This is a genomic window from Pedobacter sp. KH_004 (assembly GCF_057840755.1).
This window is the reverse complement of sequence record NZ_CM174519.1, coordinates 5,370,378-5,391,656: the sequence shown is the minus strand read 5'-3', so window position 1 is coordinate 5,391,656 and position 21,279 is coordinate 5,370,378. Positions and strand designations below refer to the sequence as shown.

The window sequence follows — 21,279 nt, the reverse complement described above, 5'->3', positions numbered from 1 at the left end:
TAATATACCATTATAAGCGCTAATGAAAAAGTTTAAGCTTTGATTGATTATTTAAAAACATGGCGAAAAGATAATTACAGGCTCATATACCTTTTATCAAACTTTAGCGTTTTCCATTGAATTAAATTAAACTCTAATCAAATGAATCAAAAACCATCGAATGCATTTGTGGCTGCGGCCTGGATTGCATTGGGCATTGGAATGATAGGCTTTATTGTTGGCCTATGGCGTTCTGACATGCTTCTTAATGAAAAAGGATATTATTTTACTGTCTTGATGTTTGGTCTTTTCGCCGTAATCTCATTACAAAAAGCTGTTCGCGATAAATTGGAAGGTATTCCGGTAACGGAAATCTACTATGGTTTAAGCTGGTTTTCAACATTATTAACCATTACCTTATTGGTAATTGGATTATGGAATGCCACACTTTTACCCAGCGAGAAAGGATTTTATGCCTTTGCCTTTCTACTTTCGCTATTTGGTGCCATCACGGTACAGAAAAACACGAGAGATAGCCAAATTTTTAACAAAAGTCAGGATTTGCATTAACTCATTAACAGCGCCGATACCTGAAAAGATCGGCGCTTTTTAATTTAAGTTAAAACCGGAGCACCCAATTGGCCTTCAAATTCCAACAGCTTCTTTTTCGCCTTAAACTGAATGTCGGTAATCACGTCAGCATAATCAGCCATCGCCTGGAATAGTACTTTGAGCTCCTCGTCGAAATATAAATCTGCACCAAAATACTTGTAATCATACTTCAAATATTCTTCAAAGCGAAGTTTCACTTCCTCACTTAAACCTTCATAATCTTCATCAGCAAGAATGGAAAGTATGCTCTCCTTAAATTTCTTTTCTTCTTTTTTTACCACAACCATATTTTTTTTAATCACATTAAACGGTGTGGTGCTGTGCATAAATGAGGTTGCATTTACCAAATCAGCATAAACAACTTGTTGGAGTTTGAACTTTTCGGCTATTCTTTGATAGCACATTGCTAAAACCTGGAATTCAGGAGCGAGCTTTTGCCTAAAAGACGCATGGCGGAAAAACTCGAAAATTTTCATATCCAAATTCTCTAGTTCTATCTTCTTATTTTCAATCTCCGAATTCAAATAATCAATCATAGCCCTACAATCAGCTTTCGAATATTTTTGGCCATTGTAATTGAAGGTCTTTATATCAATCAAACCAGAATCTATTCTATCAATTGTATTCCAATCAGCTTCAAGGGCATTCAATTCATAAATTAAAGTCAAACTCTTATCTCCAAACAGGAGATCAAAGCCTAAATCAGTATCAGGTATTGATTTTTCAAAATCACTTTCGGTGTACTTTATATAGGGATTTCTATAATCGAAGTACTCATTAAATAAATCTGGGAAAGAATTTTGTTTGGTTTGGCTTATAAAATCTTGCTCAAAATCTTCCTTTTCCTGATCAATAGGCTCTTCCAAATAATTCACATTAACAAACATTTTATCGGTTAGCTGAGCCGATATCTGGTCTTTGTTTACCAGCAAATTTATCGCAAGGCCAGTTTGGCTATTCTTTAACTGACCGTTAATTTGTGCCAGTTTAACTACTCGGTCTTCAGTTTCTGGATGCGACGAATACAAGTGACTAAAACTGAGTTTTGATTTATTAAACCTATTGTAGTAACGAAGATTTACTTCTGGGAATTCGTTTTTAACGGGCAATTTATTCACTTTCGCCAAAAAATTCATTGCAAGTATTTGCTGCGGAAATACATTAGTTGTTTTAATATTTGCCTCGATTTTTCTATCATAGTAACTTAATACCATATCCAGCGCTTGATTGGCCAACTGCATACGCAACAATGAATCAATTAAGGGTTTCGAACCCACAACATGAGCGGCTATGGCATCTGCGTGATATTCCATCTCATGAGAAAGTTTAGAGTAATTTGCGTTAAGTACGCCATAAACCCAAACTAAAATTTGCTGCATTAAGCCAACAATTTTATCAGATAGCAAAACAAATATCCCAAAATACGAGGTTGAATCAGCTATCCTTCTGGCCACCTGGTTATAACTTTCATTGTCATATAAGATATCATGAATAATGCGATTCACATTATAAACATAGCTTCCAATCTTTAGACTTTTTTGCGAAAAATGACCAAACTCGTGTGCTAATATAGCCCTCAATTCATCTACAGTTGTTGTATTAATTAAACCGACACCGATTTGCAGGTTTTTTCGAATTGGAAAAAACATGCTCCAGAAGTTAGAGTCGTAGAAAACTGCTGCATTTACTTCGCTTGATAGATATACCTTTTTCGGAAAATCAGTATGGACATCCTCTACTATTTCATCAATCATTTTAAATAACTGCGGCTCTTCATCTCGAGTGATTTCCACCAAATGCGATCGATCCATTTTATTGCTCTTAAACATAAATTTGATTAAGAAAAACAATATTAAGAAGCCAAAACCAATCATGCCTAATCCTAACATTAGCGTAAAGATATTTACATAAAACTCAATCAATTTTACCCCTAAATAACCGCAAACTATGGTGAGCGCTATAGAAATAAAAATTAAGAAAGCATAGGTAAATACAAATAAGGCGATTGCCCAAACTGATCTTACAGCTGATTTTCTGAAATTTTCAGAGGGTTTGAGTGCGTATTCCAACATGAAATATATTTTGATGCCTGCAATATAATCAATTGAAATAAATGCTAAAATTTCTTTAACTGCATAGTGCTTTGTCTTTATTAAACGGATATCTCTTTAAACAAACACTGATATATTCTGAACCTTTTTTTTGAGTCCAATCTTGATTTTAAAAAATAAAAATTGCTACATTAACCGATTCCACTATTGATTATTATTCCCTTTATTTTGTGGTAAAAAAATATTTATGTCTGATAAAATAATTATAGGCGTTACAGATTGTAGCAAATTCGATATTTACAGCGACTGGGTTTTATCCTACAATGAAAATGTTCAAGTCATCCAGCTGGGTTATAAATTGAATAATTTTGAGGAAATAGAAAAATGCCACGGCATTGTACTAACCGGCGGTGAAGATGTTCATCCGAGGTTTTACAACATGCCAGAGTATTTCCCGTATTGTTACGAAGATGATATTGATGAGAAACGCGATGAGTTTGAATTTAAGGTTTTGGAATACACCGAAAAAAACGGTATTCCAGTTCTAGGAATTTGCCGCGGAATGCAGGTTGGAAACGTATTTTTTGGCGGAAATTTAATTCCGGATATCCCAACGTGGGGAAAATTTAACCATTCGAAAATGCCTGATAAAAGCGACCGTTATCATGAAGTCATCGTTAACCCCTCCTCATGGTTAAGTGGCATTATAAATACTGATAAAGGTTTGGTAAATAGCAATCACCACCAAAGTACCGATCGCACAGGAAAGGGCTTAGTTGTTAGCGCGATATCTCCTGATGGTGTTACAGAAGCCATGGAAAGATTTGATCCCGAAGCAAAATCATTTCTTCTCTTTGTACAATGGCATCCCGAAAGATTAAAAGATCAGCAAAGTCCTTTCAGCAAAAATTTACATGAGGCATTCATTAATGCGATTAGAATAAATATTAACCACAAATAACCAAAAGGGTACCATTTGAGAGGACAGCGTATAAATTGTATTAAATAATACTGCTTGTAAAAATCTTTTTTAATAAATTGCGGATTAACACTTATTCGGTTAAACTGCAATTTAATATTAATGAAAAAGATATTCCTTATCGTTTCCGCCATCGTTTTTGCAACAAATATATACGCTCAGAGTATTATAGGTGAACCTGAGGTTTCTGAGGGCGATAGTCCGATTTTACAGGCTCAAATCGCCATTATTCCTGAACCAGTTTCTTTGATGAAAAAGGCAGGAACCTTTACACTACCGGAAAACGTCAGCATTTTAGCATCAAAAAGCGAAGGTTTGCAACAATCTATTGCTTTATTATCAAAAAGAATTGAAACTGCTACCGGCAAGTTTGTCAGCAATGTCACCACGGCAAATCATCCTACCATTAAGTTAATTCTAAATACCGAAAATGAAAATCAACTCGGAACTGAAGGCTATAAGCTGAATGTTAATCCAACTCAAATTGTGATTACGGCCAATAAACCTGCGGGTATATTTTGGGGTGTTCAATCTCTAATTCAACTTTTCCCTGTTGAAATTGAAAGCAAGGAATTGACGAAAAATATAAAGTGGAAACTACCCTGTGTTGATGTTGTTGACTATCCAAAATTAGGCTGGCGAGGCCTGATGTTTGATGTAGCCCGTCACTTTTTCACCAAAGATGAAGTGAAGCAGTTTATCGATCAAATGGTTCGTTATAAATTCAATTTGCTGCATTTTCATTTAACGGATGATGAGGGCTGGAGAATCGAAATTAAGGGTTTACCAAAATTAACAGAAATTGGGGCCTGGAGTGTTCAGAAAACTGGCACTTTTGGCGATTTCATTCCACCAGCGGCAAATGAACCGCGAACTTATGGTGGCTTCTACACCCAGGAAGATATTAAAGAACTGGTTCAATATGCACAAGATCGATTTGTAAATATTATGCCCGAAATAGATGTTCCAGGGCACAGTTTAGCAGCAATTGCTTCTTATCCTGACCTTTCTTGCACGCCTGATGCAGTGAATTATAAAGTGCGATCCGGAGAAAAAATAATGGATTGGAGTCGCGGCGCACCCCCAACGGCTTTAGTAGACAATACACTTTGCCCTGCAAACGAAAAAGTTTATGTTTTTCTCGATTCGGTGATTACGCAAATTGCAAAACTTTTCCCCTTTGAATATATCCACTTGGGAGGAGACGAAGCCCCTCATAATTTTTGGGAAAAGAACGACCAGGTGAAAGCATTAATGCAGCGTGAAGGCTTAAAAACCATTCCACAAGTTCAGGCGTATTTTGAAAAACGAGTAGAGCAAATTGTAGTTTCAAAAGGCAAAAAATTTATGGGCTGGGATGAAATTTTAGAGGGTGGTGTTTCGCCAACAGCCTCGGTTATGAGCTGGAGAGGCTTAAAATATGGTATAGAAGCCTCAAAAGATAAACACAATGTAGTGATGAGCCCAACAGATTTTGCTTATCTGGATTACATGCAGGCAGATCAAATTACCGAACCGAAAGTTTATGCTTCTTTAAGGTTAAACAAGGCTTACCAATTCAACCCTATTCCTGCCGGAGCCGATCCTAAATACATTATTGGTGGGCAAGCAAACCTGTGGACGGAACAGATTTTTAATTTCCGCCAAGTGCAGTATATGCTGTGGCCACGTGCTTTTGCAATCTCAGAATCAATTTGGAGCCCGATTGAAAAGAAAAACTGGACAAATTTCATCTACCGTACTGAAGAACACTTCAAGCGCCTTGATCTTGCAGAAATCAAATACTCTCCTGCCATTTATGATCCTGCCTTTACAGTGAAACGAAGTGCTGATAAACAACTGATTATTGAGCTTACCCCAGAAATCGACGGTCTGGACATTTACTACAGTTTTGATAACTCGAGCCCCGATCGCTTCTATCCAAAATACACTGGAGCTTTAACCCCACCAAAAGATGCCAGTATGCTTCGAATTATTACCTACAAAGGTAAGGAGCCAGTGGGTAGGTTAATTAGCATGCCAATCGCCGAATTGCAAAAAAGGAGCAGATAATGGGCAGAGAAATTGAAAGAAAATTCCTGATTAAGGCGTCTGAATGGGCCAAGCTTGACAAGCCAGGTGGGAAACATTTGAGACAAGGCTATTTGGTTAGCGCTCCCAATAAAACCATTCGGGTACGTACCACTGACGACAAAGCGTGGATAACTATTAAGGGCATTTCTGTCGGTGCCTCCAGATTAGAATACGAATACGAAATTCCATTAGGTGAAGGATTGGAACTACTGGATAATTTCGCCGAAGCAGAACTTGAAAAAATAAGATATGAAATTCATCACCAGGCCAAACTTTGGGAAGTTGATGTATTTTTAGGCGACAACAATGGATTAATTGTGGCGGAGATCGAATTAGATTCAGAAGACGAGAAATTCGAATTACCAGAATGGGTAGCTGAAGAAGTTACCGAGGAAAAAAAATATTACAATTCAAATCTAACTAAACACCCATTTAAACTCTGGAAAATTAATGTTCAAAAATAAAATCCATAATTCCTCTTTCAATTAAACGCTATTCCTATATTCGTTTTTACAAAATCATCCTTGTTTAATTTCAGAAGCCGGACATCCCAAATTTCCGGTTTCAACGGTAAAAAATATTAAACATAATAATAAAAAAAGGATGAAAACAACTAAATTTTTTGATGAGTATGGTTATCGCCGCTACATTGTTTTTTGTAGCGTGTAAGCCAAAAGATGCAGATTTACAGGCTGAAATTCAAGCCAAAGAAGCTGCCGGCATCATTGTGACTGTAGCAAAAGGCGATGTAACTTTAACAGGCGAGGTTGCTGATGATGCTGCAAAAGCAGAAGAGATTGCCAAAGTAGAAAAGGTATTAAATCGGTAATCAATAGCTTAACAATTAAACAAGAAAAGCCTGTTATAATTGGTGAAGATCCAATTTTAACTAAAATTGTTGCTGATGCCACAAAAGATTTTCCAACAGTTAAAGATGGCGTGGTTTTGCTTACAGGCGAAATCAAAAAGGCTTCACTTATTACATTAATGCAGCACCTAAGCGCATTAAAGCCTAAAAAACGACAAAAAATTAACTGTAAAATAATTCTACCATCGGCATTAGAAGATAAATATAAAGCATTAACCGACGCTGCAACTGCAGCTGGTATAACTGATTTGGCTGTTCGCGAACAAGATGGAATCTTATGCATCAATGGAACAGCAGCTGATGGCGCTACAAAAGATCATTTATGGGAAGTGTACAACGAAATCAATCCTAATTTTACATCCGGTGATTTGGTTTTGAACGTAAATGTCAGCATAGATGCAGCAGTTACGCATGCAAAAGTGATCACACAGATTAGCAATTTAAATATACGCAAAGAGCCTGAAACAAACCAACCAATTGTTGAAAAGCGGCACATGATGAAATTATTACAATTGTTAAACATAAGTAAGGATTTGTGGTGGCTTGTACGAACCAAAAATGGTGAAGAAGGCTATTGTTACGCACAATATTTAGAAGCTCAGACCTAAATTTCAAGTTTAAAAAGAAAATCCGCAGCATGTAAATGTTGCGGATTTTTTCGTTTTATCTCGTAATAGATTCAAACGATCTTGATGCATGATCTATCTGGAAAGTGGCACCGATGAAATTCCATTATTAGGCTTAATTATTGATTTTAACTCTACATCAAAAACTAATGGTGTAAAGGGATTTATAGACCCGCCTCCGTTTTCGCCATAGCCTAATTTAGATGGGATAATTAACTTTATTTTACCGCCCACGCCAATTAGCTTAATACCTTCAGCGAAACCAACAGGTAATTGATGTAGCACCAAAGGCCGAGCAGCATATTGTGCCGAAGGAGAATAAATTCCAGCATCTTTCGCAATTCTAGCATTCGAAGTATCAAAAACATTGAGTTTACCATCTGCTTTTTTATTTGTAAACTCACCGGTATAATCTACTAAAATAGTATCAGATGGCGCTGCCCTTTCTGCATTTCCAGGTCTCTCAATCAGATAGCTTAATCCAGACGGCGTTGTGTTCATTTTCAAATCATTATCTGCAATATATGTTGCAATTTTTGCTGATTCATTTTCTTTATTTCGCTTAACCAAGCCTTCGTATTCCGCTTTGTAAAACGCTCTTTTTTTATCTTCAAAAACCGAATCAGTTTCATTAGCAACCTTATGCAAAACCTTTTCAATTTTCACCGTAATGGTTGCATAATTGTTTTGAGCTGCTAATGGCTTGGGTTGGTCGTTGTATTTGGCTAATGAATCTAAATTTAATTTAAACGAAGCACTATCTCCTTCGCCCAAAAGCTTTAGCGCAGCTACTAAATCTCCCTTAAATTTAGATTTTGTGACCGTAAAAAACGGCGGACGCTCATTATCATAAGTATTTACCAAAGTAGAATCGCCATCCTTCGTATCAATCATTTGGATAACGTTGAACTTTACTAAATCCCCTTCCTCAATTTTGGGCTTTCCTTCATTTTTATAAATTTTATAGGTCATGTCACCCTCGCCCTTTTCAAATTTATTGCAAGCAGACAAAGCTAAAACGGCTGCAAATAAAATCACTAATCCTTTTTTCATTGCTATATTAAATTGATGTTGCCAATGCAACCTTCCCTTAGTTTTGATATCGCGTTTAAACACAAAAATCTTGCCCAATATCATGAGCAAGATTTTTATGAATAATAAATTTTATAAATTCTTATTGAGCTGCAGGCATTGCTGGTGCACTTGGTGCCGGAGCGGTACCTTTTTTAATATCAGTAATTTCGATTTCGAAAACAATTGGGCTGTAAGGCATAATACCAACTTGTGGTGCACCTTGTTCGCCATAACCTAATTTCGAAGGAATGATAGCCATGATTTTTCCACCTTTACCAATCAATTGAATCGCTTCAGTAAAACCTGGAATTGTGGATCCGATAGCCATTTTAGTTGGACCATATGGTCTACCTGCCTGGAATTTACCTTCTTCTTTAGCTGTTTTTTCGTCACTTGTATCGAAGATTGGATATTTACCTTTGCTATTTTTCTTTGTTACTCTACCAGTATAGTTTAAGGTAACAGTATCCCCTAGAGCAGCTCTTTCAGCGTTTCCTGGTGCTTTGATAATATATTGCAGGCCACTTGCAGATGTAGTAGTTTTTAAGTTATTATCAGCGATGTAAGATTTTAATTTACCTTCCTCAGCATTTTTCTTTCTATCAGCATTTGCTTTGAAGTCAGCCTGAAAAAATTCACCAGCTCTTTTGTTGAAAGTAGAATCAGCTTCACCAGCTTTTTTAGCAAATACTTTTTCGATTTTTACTGTAAAAGTAAGGTATTTATCATTTTTGAATTGTTCTGGCTTAGGCTGTTTGCTATAAAAAGCCATAGTATCCAAATTCACTTTAAACGTTGCGCTATCACCTTCACCGAACATGGTTAAAACATCATTCATGTCACCCGCGTACATTTTTTTCTGTACAGGAAAAACCTGAGGATTCTCCATGTCATAAGTACTACCTAAAACTGAATCTTTATCGTTTTTCTGAATAAAATTCATTTTAACGATATCACCTTCCTTAATTTTTTCTTTTCCTTCAGAATCGTGAATAGTGTATAATAAACCACCCGCACCCTTTTTTTCTTTGTTACAAGCCGCTAAACCTAGAGTTGCTGCTAAAAGAACAATTATTCCTTTTTTCATTTTTATAATTAAACTTGTTTTTATTTGGTTTCTTGCTTTATGCAATTAATTGATTTTTATATTCTTCTAATATCGACTTGAACTCATTTACCACTTCGTTCAAAGGTTTTTCTGAAGCACCGCCAGCAGCATTTCTATGTCCGCCGCCATTGAAATATTTCTTGCAAATTTCATTGGCCGGAAAATCGCCGGTTGATCTTACTGACAATTTTACCTTATCTGATCTTTCAACTATTAAAGCAGCCAGGCGAACGCCATTTATCGATAACGCATAATTTACTACGCCTTCCGTATCGCCAGTTTCGCTTTTAAAACGCGACAACTCTTCTTTAGTAACCGAGATGATTGCGGTATTGTATTCTCTAATTACTTCTAATTTATTTGATAAGCAATAACCCAGAAAACGTAAGCGATCTTCACTTGCATTATCATATACTGCCTGATGAATTTTCCAATGTTCGGCCCCAAGGTCGATCAGATCTGCTGCAATGCGATAAACATTTGATGTTGCCGATTCAAAACGAAATGAACCAGAATCTGTCATTATGCCTGTGTATAAACACGAAGCCACATCTTTATTAATCCCCGCTTTATCTTCCAGTTGATTGACGATAAAATCGTAAACCAGTTGTGCAGCAGCGCAAGCATTGATATCCCAATGACGGTAATCGTCGAAATCTTCAGGCTCTAAGTGATGATCAATCATTACCTTTTTAGCTCCTGCAGCCCGAACTAATTCGCCAAGTTCGTTAATGCGACTTAACGTATTAAAGTCAAGACAAAAAATGATGGAAGCTTCATCTACCAATTTAGCGGCCTTTTCCTGCTCTTCGGTAAAAATAATTACATCGCCATTATTTGGCATCCAATGCAAAAAAGTTGGATAATCTGTTGGAGTAATTACTGTAACATGGTGTCCTTTTTGAATCAAATATCCATATAAACCTAATGATGAGCCCATCGCATCGCCGTCAGGTTTGTGATGTGTTGTAATCACAATTCGTTGTGGCGTAGCCAACAGGGATTTTACTTCAGTTAATGTTAACATATATTTTTTGCGATGCAAAGCTAAGTAAAAATTAATATTAATATCGGGTATTTAACGTTATCCTTTTAATATTCATCAATTAAAACGTATTTTTGCAGAAAATTTCATATCAATACAATGAGCACTAACAGAACTTTTACAATGATCAAGCCTGATGCTGTTGCTAACGGCCACATCGGATCGATCATAAATGACATTACCAATGCAGGTTTCAAAATCATCGCATTAAAATATACTAAGTTAACTGATGAAACTGCTGGCCAGTTTTATGCCGTTCACGCTGAACGTCCGTTTTACAAAGATTTGGTAACCTTTATGTCTTCAGGCCCTATCGTTGCTGCTATTTTAGAAAAAGATAATGCAATTGAAGATTTTAGAAAGTTAATTGGCGCTACTAATCCAGCTGAAGCGGCTGAAGGAACTATCCGTCAAAAATATGCTAAATCAATTGATGCAAATGCAGTTCATGGGTCGGATTCTGATGAGAACGCAGAAATTGAAGGTAACTTCTTCTTCAAGGCAGACGAGCGTTTCTAGTCTTTAAAAAAAAGAAAACTATAATGAAACCTCGATTTTCGGGGTTTTATTGTTTTATCTATTTTGTATCTTTCAGCCTTAAAATAATCCATCCAACTCAGCGTTGGGATATTAACACTATTTTCATAATGAAAAAATTTTTATTGGCGGTATGTATTTCTGGTATCGCTATTTCGGCAAATGCGCAAACCAAAGCTGTAGCAAAGAAGCCTGTAGCTAAAAAAACCATAGCCACTTCGAAAACCCTTCCAGGTACAATAGCATTAAAATCTGGTTTAGATTCTACCAGTTATGCTTTTGGAACATCAATGGGCACTAGTTTAAAATCTACCGGTTTGTCAACCCTAAACTACGAAGCCTTGTTAAAAGGTTTGAAAGACGCTTTTGCAGGCGGCAAAGTGGCATTAACGCAACAACAAGCGCAGCAATGTATTAATGATGCGATCACAAGAGCATCAGCAGTAAAAACAAAGGCAGAAAATGAAGCTAACAAAATTAAATTTGCACCCATGATAAAAGAAGGACAAGAGTTTTTAGAAGAAAACAAGAAACGTGCTGGCGTTCAAACAACTGCCAGTGGTTTACAGTACGAAGTTTTAACTGCCGGAACCGGCGTAAAACCTACAGCTACCGATTCAGTTTTAGTTCATTATAAAGGAACCTTATTAAACGGTAAACAATTTGATAGTTCTTACGATAGAGGTGAACCAATTAGCTTTCCTTTAAACAGAGTTATCCCGGGGTGGACTGAAGGTGTTCAATTAATGCCTGCTGGTTCGAAATATAAGTTCTTCATTCCTTATCACCTGGCTTATGGCGAACGTGGTGCAGGAGCCGATATCCCACCTTATAGCGCTTTAATTTTTGAGGTAGAGTTGTTAAAAGTTAATGGTAAATAGCCTTAATTAAAACTTTATGTAATGATTGATGTTAGGATATACATAATTAACATCAATATGAAAAAGATATTACCTATAGCACTAATCGCATTTTTATGCACTACCTTAAGCAGTTGTGAACTTGTTGGAGGTATATTTAAAGCCGGCGTTTGGTCGGGTGTCATTATAGTTGTAGTAGTTGTTGCACTACTCATCTGGATACTTGCCAAAATATTTGGCGGCGGAAGGAGCTAGTTTTCAGTCTTGAGTCTGAAGTCCAGAGGCCTAAGTCAAAGCTTAATAATGAGGGCTGGTAAATTAAATTTGCCAGCCCTTTTTGCTACATTGTGATTATGAAAATTTTCGATCTCCAACCTATTACCATTACAGAGTATATTTTTAATGAGCAACATTTAGCAGATAGCTACAATAGCCAAAGCGGCTCCTACGGATTTGATTTTCAATGTATGGTTGTTGATTCTCAAAAAAAAATGATTATTACTTTTGAAATTCTTCATTCGATAGGTGATGTTGAATATGAAGAAGAAATTTTCCTGACGGATGACCCAAACGAGCTCCTTATTGTGGGATCCTCAACTGTTGGAGAGGGTGCAGGAGAAGTGTTAATGTCATACAAGAGCTCCTGTCAGTTTAACCTTGAAAATGAGGGTTATGATGCAGACGTGTTATCATTAACAGAACTTTTAACCGAGTATTATGCACATACTCAAAAATTCCTAGACGAGTATGGCTTCAAATCCCTGAGATTACAGAGAGAGGCTTTATTGCCTCATGATATAGAATCGAACGCTAGGTGCGCAATTGAAAATTTAAAGGGAAATAATATGTATGAATTTTGATGTAGTAAGTTCTCCAATAAAAGTGGCAATATTTATTAATTGCTGTTCCTATAGAAAAACCATTTCGGTAATCACTTGACTACCTGCATGCTCGTTCAATTTTTGAATTATTCCTTGGCGCACCATTACCAACTCATTTTTGATTACCGATGATTCGATTCTAATAAAAAGTTTCTTATCATGAATATAAATCTGAGTAGTTCTATTGGCAATAGCAGTTCCCATAATTTCAGGCCAAATAGCTAAAATAGAGGTTTCGTCAAACTTACGGCGTAAGCGATACACGTCGAGCATTTTGCTAACGGCATCTTTCATAGTTAAATCATTAGGTTTACGCATTTTTTATTTGTCCCTCCTCCACTTCAAACAAAGTTACATCAACATCTATGTTTTCAAAAATCGATTTTACCCTTTCTTTACCCGTATCGGTAATAAATATTTGACCAAAATCGTGGTGAGAAACCATTTGCATCAATTTTTGTACCCGGCTATCATCCAATTTATCAAAGATATCGTCCAGCAGAAGCAAAGGTTTAAAACCTTTATTTTTTGCCAGATAAGCGTATTGTGCAAGCTTTAAAGCAATCAAAAAAGATTTCTGCTGCCCTTGCGAACCGAATTTTTTCAGGGGCATCCCGCTGATTACGAAAGCCAATTCATCTTTATGAATTCCAGTAGTAGTTCTTTCTAAAACCCGATCTTTTTCTACTGATTTTGCCAACAACTCGTTAAAACTGGAATCGTTTAGTTGCGACTGATAATTAAGTTCTACAGTTTCCTTATTTTCTGTAAGGTAGATATAATATTGATTAAATAGCGGAATAAACTGATCCATAAATGCTTTACGGATAGCAAAAATTTTATTGCCTGCCATTACCAGTTGTTCGTCTAAAATCTCCAACAAAGCTGGATCGTACTTGCGGCTGATGGCTATCTGCTTTAAAAATGCATTCCGATTTAAAAGAATTCGATTATAAGAGATAAGCTGATCCAAATAATGTGAATCGGTTTGAGAAATTACATTGTCGATAAATTTCCTCCGTTCCTCGCTCCCTTCCATAATCAGGTTTACATCATAAGGTGATACCATCACCACTGGAAAAAGGCCAATGTGATCAGCTAGCTTATCATATTCCTTTTTATTACGTTTAAACTGCTTTTTCTGATTGCGTTTTACTCCGCAAGAAATCTTTTCATTTTTGCTGCTTCGATCAAAATCTCCCTGAATCATGAAAATTTCCTGGCCAGTTTTGATCTGTTGCCCATCAATTGGATTAAAGTAGCTTTTGCATAGGCACAGATAATGAATTGCATCGAGCATATTCGTTTTGCCTGAGCCATTGTTACCTGTGAAAACGTTTACCGTATCCGAAAATTGGATATCGGCATCGTTATAGTTTTTAAAATTTAGAAGCGTAATATTCTTTAACCACATAAATATAGCGCAATTTACCGTTTTTTACCCTCTAAATAACTAATGTTTAATTAAATACTTCAAAATAAAGATTGATTCTTTGATTGAAAAATGTATTTTTGCAATCTTAAATTTTTTAAACAAACATGTCTACAACAGATAACCAGACAATTCAACCTATTAAAAAAGGTTCATTTTTACAGGAAAACACTAAGAGCTTATTATTTATAGCAGGTGCTGTAGTTTTATTAATCTTAGTATATCTTTGGTACCAAGGTGTGTATTTAAAAGACCGTGCTGAAGAAGCTGCAAGCAAAATGTTTAAAGCTGAACAATTTATCGGTGTAGATTCTTTATCAAACAAAGCGATTAAAGGTGAAGGTGGATATCCAGGTTTAGAACAAATCGCAAAAGAATACGACAACACAAAATCGGCTAATTTAGCCAATTTATACCTAGGTGGAATTTATTTGCGCAAAGGCGATTACAAACAAGCTATTGAATCGTTAAGCAAATATAGCTCTACTGGCAGCCCAGTTGCAGATCCATTGGCTTTAGGATTACTTGGAGATGCTTATAGCGAATTGAAAGATTATAAACAGGCTACTACTTACTATAAGAAGGCTTCAGATAAAGCAAGCAAGTTTACTTCTCCAATGTTCCTTAAAAAATTAGGACTGGTTTCAGAAAATCAAAAAGACTTTAAGGGTGCTATTGATGCTTACACAAAAATCAAAACACAATATCCTGAAAGCGCTGAATCACAAATGATTGACGCTTATATTGCCAGAGCTCAGGGACAAGTGAAGTAATCATTCACCAAAAACATATCAAAAAGACCATCTTTCGATGGTCTTTTTTTTTTAGGAAAAATCCGCCTTCATCCTCATAATAACTATAGAGCAATACTATTACTGGAATCTGGCCAGAGAAATTATTTAAGGAATCGGGTAACTAATTGATTCCATTCCTCTTCCAAAGAGATATCTGGACGAGTTTCTTTGGCTCGTGCATACCAGTAATCTGCATTCCAGATGTCACCTTCTTTTCGATGCAAATATGCGTGTACCAAAGATGCTGAAGCACTATTAAGATGATCTACTTGTTTATGTGCATTATCCCAATCTCCCTTCCCATCGTACCAGAGTGCTTTCAACTCAACATTAAGTTGCGCTGGCGGCTGACCGGTTTTTAGAGATTGTTTAAATTCAGAAAGCGTCATAAGAATTTTTTATTCTATTTATTAAAAGCAGTCATCGTGTGAGCAGGCCCAATAGTAACAAAACTCTTAATCAAGTCTACACTTTTATCTATTAAGGCTGGGAGTTCGAGCTGCTCATTTTTATCGAACAAACCCAGCACAAAATCAACCTGGCGACCCTTTGGGTAATCGCTACCGATTCCAAACCGAAGGCGGGCATAATTTTGTCCGCCACAAACTTCTTCAATACTTTTTAGCCCATTGTGGCCAGCACTCGAACCTTGAAGTTTAAGTCGTAATTTTCCTAACGGAAGCGCAAGATCATCCACGATCACCAAAACATTTTCTGGAGTAATCTTCAACTCTTTCATCCAATAGTTTACAGCCTTCCCACTCAAATTCATAAACGTAGTGGGTTTGATTACATAAAGTTTTTTTCCTTTGAAACTTACTTCCGAATAATAAGCTAAACGGATGTTGTCAAAGCTACCATTTAAGCTCTTCACCAATTCATCGGCAATATCAAAACCTATATTGTGACGAGTATGAGCATATTCTGGTCCGATATTTCCTAAGCCAACGATGAGATATTTCATGTGTGCAAATGTAAAAGCTTAAAGCTGAAAGACCAAAGATAAATACAGGATGTATGATATTTAGCGGAATAAAGGAAATGGACAGTGGGAAATGGAGAATAGAGGCAACAAAATAGCAGCATATTTAAAAATTTTGAATAAAAAAAACGGCTCGATTTGCATCGAGCCGTTTCTTAAAATCAAGAGAACTTGATTATTTTTTACCTTTAGCAGCTTCAGTTTCTGCTTGTTTTAATGCTCTAGACATTGCAACAGAAACGATAGTATCTTCAGGAGTGTTAGTAATTACGAATCCGTCAACTTTTAAGTCGCGAACACGGAATAAACTACCAACTTCTAATTTATCTAAGCTTACTTCAACGTTTTGTGGCATGTTAGCTGGTAAAGCTTTAACGCGAAGTTTACGTAATTTCTGAATTAATTTACCCCCCATTTTAACACCTGGAGAAGTTCCTGTTAATTTAACTGGAATTTCCATCACGATTTCTTTCTCGTCGAATAACTGAAGAAAATCGATGTGCATTAACACGTCGGTAAGTGGGTGGTATTGAGTGTCTTTAACGATAGCTTTAGTTTTAGCACCGTTCACATCAATTTCCACAAAATTTACTTCCGGGGTATAAATAACATCTCTTAAATCAGCAATAACTACAGCTAAGTGTTGTTGCTCTTTTCCACCATACAATACCGCCGGAACCTTACCTTCGTAACGAAGTTCCTTGGCATCGCGTTTCCCTACGTTCTCTCTTGGAGAACCGCTAATTGCGATTGTTTTCATTTTATTTATTTAATTAGTAGTAAGTATTTAGTATCAAGTATCAAGACCTTAAGCCTTCAACCCTCTACCTTTTTATTAATTAGTATAGGTATCGAGTATTAAAACTTAAGCCTTAAACCCTCTCTACCTTTTACCTATTTTTAAACTCTAAACAAGTCACTAATCGAGCCATGTTCGTTTACATTAGCAATTGCTCTTGCAAATAAACTTGCTGTACTTAGCACTCTAATTTTCGGACTTTCAATTCTTAAAGGAATAGTATCCGTAACAATTAATTCAGTTAACACCGAATTTTCAACCGTTTCTACTGCTTTGCCTGAAAGTACAGCATGTGTACAAACCGCTCTCACACTTGCAGCACCATTTTCCATAATCAAAGCCGCAGCTTTTGATAAGGTTCCGGCGGTATCGCAAATATCATCAATCAACACTACATCCTGCCCGGTTACATCTCCAATAATCGACATTGATTCGATCTCATTGGCACGTTTACGGCGTTTATCGCAAATAATTACCTCTGCATTAAAAAACTTTGCAAAAGTACGGGCCCGGTAGGAACCACCCATATCTGGCGACGCAATAGTTAAATTAGGTAGATTTAAACTTTTGATATAAGGAACAAAAATTACCGATCCATCCAGGTGATCCACCGGAATATCGAAGAAGCCTTGTATTTGTGCCGCATGTAAATCCATCGTCATGATGCGGTGGATACCTGCAGATTTTAATAAGTTAGCTACCAATTTCGCACCGATTGCTACACGAGGTTTATCCTTTCTATCCTGACGGGCTAAACCATAATAAGGAACAACTGCAGTAATATAATGTGCTGAAGCTCTTTTAGCGGCATCAACCATTAGCAAAAGTTCCATTAAATTATCGCTGGGCTGATAAGTAGATTGGATTAAAAAAACATCGCAGCCGCGGATAGATTCATCAAAAGAAGGTTGAAATTCGCCATCACTGAATTTGTGAATGGTAACATCACCAAGTGGTTTGCCGTAACTTTCAGCAATTTTAAGTGATAGTCCTCTTGAACCTGTTCCGGAAAATAACTTTACCGGGTTAAACTGCAATGGCATGATCCGTGTAGTTTACGGTTAAAAAAAATCGGATCATGTCATTTTACAAACACGATCCGACATTAAAATTTTCGTTGTCCGACCTGGATTCGAACCAAGACAAACGGTACCAAAAACCGTTGTACTACCCTTATACTATCGGACAATCTTTCTCGAGAACGAATCCTCGAAAGGGAATGCAAATGTAGGAACCTTATTTTAATTTTGCAAGAGTGATTTTAAAATATTTTTAATTTCTCTCCTACTGTTCCTTCTTGCGTTGCAAAGATAAAAAAATCATCATATCGCATGCAACATTTTATTTTTTTATACGACTTTTTTTAAGTGAGGACCACTTAAATCATTTATTATCAAAGACTAAATTTTACTATGAACTACGCTAAAATTAACACCATTACGGGTTGGCTATGCTTTTTAGTTGCCGCTACAGCCTACATTCTAACTTTAGATCAATCGGTAAGCTTTTGGGATTGTGGCGAATTCATCGCCTCTGCCTTCCGGATGCAGGTGGTTCATCAACCTGGCGCTCCTCTCGTTTCCATGGTTCAACGGCTATTTTCTACTCTCGCTTTCGGCGATAAAACGATGGTTGCATACTTCATGAATTTAGCATCTGCATTAGCAAGCGCTGGCACCATTTTATTTTTATTCTGGACAATTACTGCCTTGGCCAAAAAAACCATCATGAAAAACGGCGAAGAAATCAATACATCAAAAACCATCAGCATTATTGGCGCTGGCTTAGTTGGCGCTTTAGCCTATGCATTTTCAGATAGTTTCTGGTTTTCGGCAGTAGAGGCTGAGGTTTATGCCATGTCATCGCTATGCACAGCGATAGTTTTTTGGGGAATTCTGAAATGGGAATCGCAAGCCCAGGACGCCAAAGCAGATAGGTGGTTGCTTTTCGTGGCGTATATCATGGGCCTATCTATTGGTGTGCACTTGTTAAATCTATTAGCCATTCCGGCTTTAATCTTCGCGTATTACTTCAAGAAATATCCAAAACCAAGCTGGCAAGGCATTCTCAAAGTTTTCATGATATCAATTGGTACTTTGGCCTTTGTTCAGTTCGGAATTATTCAATACCTGATCTCCTCTGCTGCAAACTTCGATTATTTCTTTGTGAACAACCTCGGTTTAGGTTTTGGAACAGGTATTTTGTTTTTCGCTATTTTGGTTATTGGTAGTTTAAGCTATGGGATAATTTACTCTATCCGCAAGCATAAAAGAGCAATGAACTTAATTGTGCTTTTTACCACGCTGTTGATTTTTGGCTACAGTTCATTTGCCATTTTAATCATTAGAGCACATGCGAAACCAAACCTTAACAACACCAATCCAGAAAATGCTTTTAACTTTTTGAGTTATGTAAACCGATCCCAATACGGCGATCGTCCGCTACTTTACGGCGAAAATTACAACTCTGAGAAAATCGACATCAAAGAAACTGGGCAGCTTTACAGAAAAGGAAAAGATAAATATGAATCTGCCGGCACTAAATCAGAATATGTTTTTGCTGATAAAACATTGGCTCCGCGGATGTATAGCGATAAAGCTGAACATGCTAATTTCTACAAAAACTACATGGGTTTTGATGATTCCCATAAGCCAACTTTGAGCGATAACTTAAGTTATATGTTCTCTTTTCAAACCGGCCAAATGTACATGCGTTATTTTATGTGGAATTTTGTGGGTAGACAAGATAATGAAGACGGACAGTTGGGCGGGCGAAACGGTGCCTGGTTAAGCGGCGTTAAACCACTCGATGCATTAAGATTGGGTAATCAAACCAATTTGCCACCATCTATTACCGAAAACAAAGCCTACAACAGGTTTTTCTTTTTACCATTGATTATTGGTTTAATCGGAGCCATTTGGCATTTCAAACGTAACCAGAAAGATGCAGGTATTATCGGATTGCTTTTCGTTTTCACAGGCGTGGCCATTGTAATTTACCTCAACTCGGTGCCTATCGAACCACGTGAAAGAGATTATGCCTATGTAGGCTCATTCTACGCTTTCGCAATTTGGATCGGACTCGGCGTATTTGGTTTGAAAGATTGGGTTTTCCAGAAGCTTTCCCCAACCAAGGCAAGCATTTTCGCTTCTTTAATTGCCCTTTTATCCGTTCCTGTACTCATGGCCTCACAAGGCTGGGACGACCACGATCGTTCTGAAAGCCACCTAGCACATGATATGGCTGTGAATTACTTAAAATCATGTGCTCCAAACGCTATTCTTTTTACCTATGGCGATAACGATACCTATCCAGTTTGGTATGCTCAGGAAGTCGAAAATGTTCGTCCCGATGTACGGGTAGTAAATTTAAGTTTGTTTACTGCCGACTGGTATATCGATGGAATGAAACGGAAGCAAAACCAATCTGCACCGCTGCCGTTAACTATAAAACCTGAACAATATGTAGCCGGAACGCGGGATGTGATGTATTACCAAGATTATAAAATTGCACAACCAGTAGAACTGAAAGATATTTTGGAAGTTTTGCTCTCTGATAATGATCAAGACAAGGCAACCATGAGCGACGGTTCGAAATACAATATATTGCCTACAAAAAACTTAAAACTAACTGTTAATCCGAAGCAGGTTTTAGATACTGGAACAGTGCCAAAAGAAGATGCGGGTAGAATCGCGAGCGCCATGGAGTGGACTTATGAGGGTAATTATGTAAGTAAAGGCACTTTGGCTCTATTCGATCTTTTAACGCACAACAATTGGAAACGGCCGATTTATTTTACAAGTGCCATGCCGAAAGATCAATACCTTGGTTTAGACAAATACCTTTACACCGAAGGGCTCAATAAGCGATTGCTTCCGTTAAAACCAGATCATTTGGAAACTGAAAATGATGAATTAATCAATCCAAAGCCAATGTTTCATAATTTAATGAGCGTTTATGGCTATGGAAACATTAAACACGCCAACCACCTGGATAGACAATCGGCAGATGATGTTACTTATGTTTCGAATATGTTTGGTGGATTAGCAAGCACACTGATTAATCAAGGCAAAACCATCGAAGGCAAACAAGTGGTGAACAAATATTTTGAGGTCATTCCAGAAAAATTTTATACCATGCGCCAGGTAGTAAGTTCATTTTATATTACTGAAAGCCTTTATCGATTAAACGATTTGAACAGAGCTAACCAAATGATAAATAAATCAGCAAGCCACATTGATAAGGAGCTTACTTATTTGGCTGATGTTTCTGAAAGCAAAAGCCAACTAGTATCTGAGCAAAATGTCCGCATTTACCTTACCTATCTTGCCCAGATGGTGCGGTTGACAGAAACATTTAAACAAAAAGAATTAAGCAAAAAACTGGAAGATCAATATAATAATCTAATCGGTCGCTTCAGTCCATTTGCTTCAAGTTAGGTTATCATCTTTCAAAAATGAACTCCGTAAACAAGATTTTCAATCTAGTTTACGGGGTTTTGTATTTATTGAAATTAAAAGTTGATTAAAATAGTGAATGCAAATGATAGTTAAGCCGTTGAAATTTGTTAAATCAATCC

General features: G+C 36.9%; 21 protein-coding genes. 11 read left to right on the top strand and 10 right to left on the bottom strand.

Annotated features, from left to right (window positions below; genetic code table 11):
* The first annotated feature begins 141 nt into the window (after positions 1–141).
* Positions 142–549, top strand: a complete 408-nt coding sequence (gene yiaA, locus AC3ITD_RS23300) for an inner membrane protein YiaA (RefSeq protein WP_463483981.1) — start codon at positions 142–144, stop codon at positions 547–549.
* A 44-nt stretch (positions 550–593) separates the two neighbouring features.
* Here the strand turns inward: yiaA and AC3ITD_RS23295 are convergent, their stop codons facing one another.
* Positions 594–2,663 (bottom strand): M48 family metallopeptidase, encoded by a 2,070-nt coding sequence (locus AC3ITD_RS23295; RefSeq protein WP_489362985.1) that lies wholly within the window; start codon positions 2,661–2,663, stop codon positions 594–596.
* 226 nt (positions 2,664–2,889) lie between these two features.
* On the opposite strand from AC3ITD_RS23295, the gene AC3ITD_RS23290 reads away from it, so the two are divergent.
* The 5 genes from AC3ITD_RS23290 to AC3ITD_RS23270 all read left to right on the top strand — a co-directional run bounded on the left by AC3ITD_RS23290 (position 2,890) and on the right by AC3ITD_RS23270 (position 7,170).
* Positions 2,890–3,603, top strand: a complete 714-nt coding sequence (locus AC3ITD_RS23290; protein ID WP_489362984.1) for a gamma-glutamyl-gamma-aminobutyrate hydrolase family protein — start codon at positions 2,890–2,892, stop codon at positions 3,601–3,603.
* 120 nt (positions 3,604–3,723) lie between these two features.
* Entirely contained in the window at positions 3,724–5,673 is a 1,950-nt protein-coding gene (locus AC3ITD_RS23285) for a beta-N-acetylhexosaminidase (protein ID WP_489362983.1), read from the top strand.
* The gene (locus tag AC3ITD_RS23280; protein ID WP_489362982.1) at positions 5,673–6,158 is read left to right on the top strand and encodes a CYTH domain-containing protein; all 486 of its coding nucleotides are present in this window, start codon (positions 5,673–5,675) and stop codon (positions 6,156–6,158) included. The genes AC3ITD_RS23285 and AC3ITD_RS23280 overlap by 1 nt, the downstream gene beginning before the upstream one ends.
* Before the next feature lie 161 nt (positions 6,159–6,319).
* Entirely contained in the window at positions 6,320–6,523 is a 204-nt protein-coding gene (locus AC3ITD_RS23275; RefSeq protein WP_489362981.1) for a BON domain-containing protein, read from the top strand.
* 116 nt (positions 6,524–6,639) lie between these two features.
* Positions 6,640–7,170, top strand: coding sequence for an SH3 domain-containing protein (locus AC3ITD_RS23270; protein WP_489362980.1), 531 nt, complete (start codon positions 6,640–6,642; stop codon positions 7,168–7,170).
* A 93-nt stretch (positions 7,171–7,263) separates the two neighbouring features.
* On the opposite strand, the gene AC3ITD_RS23265 is transcribed toward AC3ITD_RS23270, so the two are convergent.
* The 3 genes from AC3ITD_RS23265 to AC3ITD_RS23255 form a co-directional block, all read right to left on the bottom strand.
* Positions 7,264–8,241 (bottom strand): FKBP-type peptidyl-prolyl cis-trans isomerase, encoded by a 978-nt coding sequence (locus AC3ITD_RS23265; protein WP_489362979.1) that lies wholly within the window; start codon positions 8,239–8,241, stop codon positions 7,264–7,266.
* A 121-nt stretch (positions 8,242–8,362) separates the two neighbouring features.
* A complete protein-coding gene (locus AC3ITD_RS23260; protein ID WP_489362978.1) occupies positions 8,363–9,349 on the bottom strand; it encodes an FKBP-type peptidyl-prolyl cis-trans isomerase in 987 nt (328 codons plus the stop codon).
* Positions 9,350–9,386: 37 nt separating this feature from the next.
* Positions 9,387–10,397 (bottom strand): DHH family phosphoesterase, encoded by a 1,011-nt coding sequence (locus AC3ITD_RS23255; protein WP_489362977.1) that lies wholly within the window; start codon positions 10,395–10,397, stop codon positions 9,387–9,389.
* A gap of 117 nt (positions 10,398–10,514) precedes the next feature.
* On the opposite strand from AC3ITD_RS23255, the gene AC3ITD_RS23250 reads away from it, so the two are divergent.
* From AC3ITD_RS23250 to AC3ITD_RS23240, 3 genes are all read left to right on the top strand, one after another.
* Positions 10,515–10,934: a nucleoside-diphosphate kinase gene (locus tag AC3ITD_RS23250; protein WP_265800026.1), complete on the top strand. Its 420-nt coding sequence runs from the start codon at positions 10,515–10,517 to the stop codon at positions 10,932–10,934.
* A 128-nt stretch (positions 10,935–11,062) separates the two neighbouring features.
* On the top strand, positions 11,063–11,833 hold the full coding sequence (gene bamJ, locus AC3ITD_RS23245) for a BamJ family beta-barrel-assembly machinery protein (RefSeq protein WP_489362976.1): 771 nt from the start codon (positions 11,063–11,065) through the stop codon (positions 11,831–11,833).
* Between the two features lie 332 nt (positions 11,834–12,165).
* Positions 12,166–12,672: a hypothetical protein gene (locus tag AC3ITD_RS23240; RefSeq protein WP_489362975.1), complete on the top strand. Its 507-nt coding sequence runs from the start codon at positions 12,166–12,168 to the stop codon at positions 12,670–12,672.
* A gap of 48 nt (positions 12,673–12,720) precedes the next feature.
* Here the strand turns inward: AC3ITD_RS23240 and AC3ITD_RS23235 are convergent, their stop codons facing one another.
* Both AC3ITD_RS23235 and recF read right to left on the bottom strand, forming a co-directional pair.
* Positions 12,721–13,011, bottom strand: coding sequence for a DciA family protein (locus tag AC3ITD_RS23235; protein WP_265800029.1), 291 nt, complete (start codon positions 13,009–13,011; stop codon positions 12,721–12,723).
* Positions 13,004–14,107 (bottom strand): DNA replication/repair protein RecF, encoded by a 1,104-nt coding sequence (gene recF / locus AC3ITD_RS23230; protein ID WP_265800030.1) that lies wholly within the window; start codon positions 14,105–14,107, stop codon positions 13,004–13,006. Before recF ends, AC3ITD_RS23235 begins: the two co-directional genes overlap by 8 nt.
* Positions 14,108–14,232: 125 nt before the next feature.
* Here recF and AC3ITD_RS23225 point away from each other — a divergent pair, with 125 nt between their 5' ends.
* Positions 14,233–14,898: a tetratricopeptide repeat protein gene (locus AC3ITD_RS23225; protein ID WP_489362974.1), complete on the top strand. Its 666-nt coding sequence runs from the start codon at positions 14,233–14,235 to the stop codon at positions 14,896–14,898.
* A 122-nt stretch (positions 14,899–15,020) separates the two neighbouring features.
* Here AC3ITD_RS23225 and AC3ITD_RS23220 read toward each other — a convergent pair whose 3' ends face one another.
* From AC3ITD_RS23220 to AC3ITD_RS23205, 4 genes are all read right to left on the bottom strand, one after another.
* Positions 15,021–15,308, bottom strand: coding sequence for a hypothetical protein (locus AC3ITD_RS23220; protein ID WP_265800032.1), 288 nt, complete (start codon positions 15,306–15,308; stop codon positions 15,021–15,023).
* Between the two features lie 14 nt (positions 15,309–15,322).
* The gene (pth, locus tag AC3ITD_RS23215) at positions 15,323–15,883 is read right to left on the bottom strand and encodes an aminoacyl-tRNA hydrolase (RefSeq protein ID WP_489362973.1); all 561 of its coding nucleotides are present in this window, start codon (positions 15,881–15,883) and stop codon (positions 15,323–15,325) included.
* A 193-nt stretch (positions 15,884–16,076) separates the two neighbouring features.
* The gene (locus AC3ITD_RS23210; protein ID WP_056851931.1) at positions 16,077–16,661 is read right to left on the bottom strand and encodes a 50S ribosomal protein L25/general stress protein Ctc; all 585 of its coding nucleotides are present in this window, start codon (positions 16,659–16,661) and stop codon (positions 16,077–16,079) included.
* Between the two features lie 140 nt (positions 16,662–16,801).
* Positions 16,802–17,743: a ribose-phosphate pyrophosphokinase gene (locus AC3ITD_RS23205; protein WP_056851930.1), complete on the bottom strand. Its 942-nt coding sequence runs from the start codon at positions 17,741–17,743 to the stop codon at positions 16,802–16,804.
* A gap of 369 nt (positions 17,744–18,112) precedes the next feature.
* Between AC3ITD_RS23205 and AC3ITD_RS23200 the strand changes: the two genes are divergently transcribed.
* Positions 18,113–21,139 carry a glycosyltransferase family 117 protein gene (locus AC3ITD_RS23200; RefSeq protein ID WP_489362972.1) on the top strand — a complete coding sequence of 1,009 codons (3,027 nt, stop codon included), beginning with the start codon at positions 18,113–18,115 and terminating at the stop codon, positions 21,137–21,139.
* Positions 21,140–21,279 lie beyond the last annotated feature (140 nt).